Below are 2,197 nucleotides of genomic sequence, written 5' to 3' on the forward strand. Positions count from 1 at the left end.
GCCCTCGCCGCCGCCGCCGGGACGCTGGCGACGCCGTGGACCGCGATCGGCGACTTCCTCTACGCCGTCGTCGTGGCCGTCGTGGTCGGGTTCGAGCGCATGGCGGGCCTTCCGGACGCCCGGGCGGGTCGGGGGATCCGATTCTCAGGCGATCCGCAGGTTACGGGCGGGGCGACGGCAGTGCCAGAGGAAGCGGGGAGCGCGGGCTTAACGGGGGGTGACGCATCGGCGGGCTATGCCGGGGAGGCCGGACGGCCGTGGTCCGAGGGGTCGATCCGGATGGCGCACTCGAGGAGCTCGGCGCTCCTCCACAGGGCGCGGATCAGCGCGGGCATCCCCGGGAGCGATCGTCACGACCCCGAGCCCTCAGGACTCGGAGCCCCGCCGGACCCGCAGCCGCGTCTCCTCGAGGTCGAGCAGCGACTGGGCGTCGCGGAGGATGCGCTGCGGGTAGGCGCGGCGCGAGCGCGCGTCCAGCAGCGCCTCCCGCTCGGCCGCGACCACGGCAAGGCGCAGCGCCCGGTAGAGGCGGTGCGGAGTGTCCGCGACCGACCGCTCCGTGCCGCGCGAGCGCTCCCAGGCGGCCTCGGAGCGGAGGAACGACGTCTGGCGCACCCGCTCCAGGACGTCCGGGGCGACGCCGTCGGCGCCCTCGACGGCGTCGCCCGGGTGCTCCAGCACCGAGAGGCCCTTCTCGGTGATCTCGTCGAGCAGACCCGCGAGCGCGCGCTGGTCCTCGGGCACGTCGATCCCGCGGATGCCCAGCGCCCGGATCAGCAGCGGCAGCGTGCTGCCCTGGATCAGCAGGGTCGCGACGGCCACGGTGAAGGCGATCAGCACGAGCTGCGGACGGTACGGGATGTCCTCGGGCAGCGACTGCGCGGCCGCGAGGGTCACCACTCCGCGCATCCCGGACCAGCCGAGCACCAGACCGCCGCGCCAGCCGATGCCGTTGCGGCTGAAGTGCCGGTAGTCGCTGCGCCGCAGCAGGTAGCGCCGCTTCGCCCGGCCGCGCTCCTCCTTCGGCAGCTCCTGCGCCTCGGGCGACGCGAGCAGCTCCTTCTGCTCGCGGGCCCGGCGCTCGGCCCGGCGGGTCTGCCAGCGCTCGCCGAGGAGGACCGGCCCGACCCAGAGGAAGCGCACGACGATCAGCCCGACCACCGCGATCAGCCCGATCCCGACCGCTCCGGGCACGGAGAGGCGCGCGCTGTCGGCGTCGTGGATCAGCGAGCGGATCTCGAGACCGATCAGCAGGAACACGCCGTTCTCGAGCAGGAACTGCACGGTCCGCCAGTTGATCCGGTCGTTCACCCGCGACTGGGCGGTGAAGGCGCGGGAGGAGGCGTGCCCGGTGTGCAGGCCGGCGACGACCACGGCGAGCACGCCCGAGGCGCCCAGGCCCTCGGCGGGGATGAACGCGACGAAGGGGACGATGAAGGAGAGGACGGTGTTGAGCACCGGGTCCTCGATCCGCGAGCGGACGAAGACGGTGACCACGCTCGCCACGAACCCGACCACGACGGCCACGACGACGGCGTAGAGGAAGTCGCCGATCGCGGTCCACGGCGTCGCCAGCGTCCCGGCGGCGGCGGCGAGGGCCGAGCGGAGGAGCACCAGCGCGGTCGCGTCGTTGATCAGTCCCTCGCCCTCGAGCAGGGTGAGCAGCCGCGGCGGGAGGCCGAGCCGCCGACCGACCGAGGTCGCAGCGACGGCGTCGGGCGGGCTGATGATCGCGCCCACGGCGATCGCCAGGCCCAGCCCGAGCTCGGGGAGGAGGAGGAAGAGGAGCGCGCCGACGCCGGCCGCCGAGATCAGCACCAGCACGACCGACAGCCCGGTGATGGTGGTCAGATTCCGGCGGAAGTCGATGAACGGGACGCTGAGCGCCGCCGCGTACAGCAGTGGCGGCAGCACGCCGTCGAGCACCCACTCGTGCGGGACGACCACCTCCGGCACCCCGGGGATGTACGAGAGGCCGACGCCGGCGAGCACGAGGACGATCGGGGCGGCGACGCCGAGGCGCCGCGAGAAGACGGCGACCGCGACGAGGACCGAGACGCCGACGATCGCGGCGATGCCCAGCTCCATCAGCGGAGGCTCTCGAGGGCGCAGAAGGGCATGGTCTCGTCTCCAGGGGGTGGCGGGCGATCGCCCGCCACCCCCTGGAGACGAGACCATGCCCTTCTGCGCCCTCGAG

General features: G+C 73.9%; 1 protein-coding gene. It reads right to left on the reverse strand.

Annotation, left to right across the window (positions count from 1 at the left end; all coding sequences use genetic code 11):
• Window positions 1-366 precede the first annotated feature (366 nt).
• Window positions 367-2,088 carry a sodium:proton antiporter gene (locus C5C59_RS16930; protein WP_104238969.1) on the reverse strand — a complete coding sequence of 574 codons (1,722 nt, stop codon included), beginning with the start codon at window positions 2,086-2,088 and terminating at the stop codon, window positions 367-369.
• Window positions 2,089-2,197: the final 109 nt, after the last annotated feature.

Source organism: Rathayibacter sp. AY1F4 (genome assembly GCF_002931775.1).
In the GTDB taxonomy this organism is placed as follows: domain Bacteria; phylum Actinomycetota; class Actinomycetes; order Actinomycetales; family Microbacteriaceae; genus Rathayibacter.

Excerpts from the sequence above, each read along its gene's own strand:
- C5C59_RS16930 (WP_104238969.1), bottom strand. The coding sequence starts at position 2,088 with ATGGAGCTGGGCATCGCCGCGATCGTCGGCGTCTCGGTCCTCGTCGCG.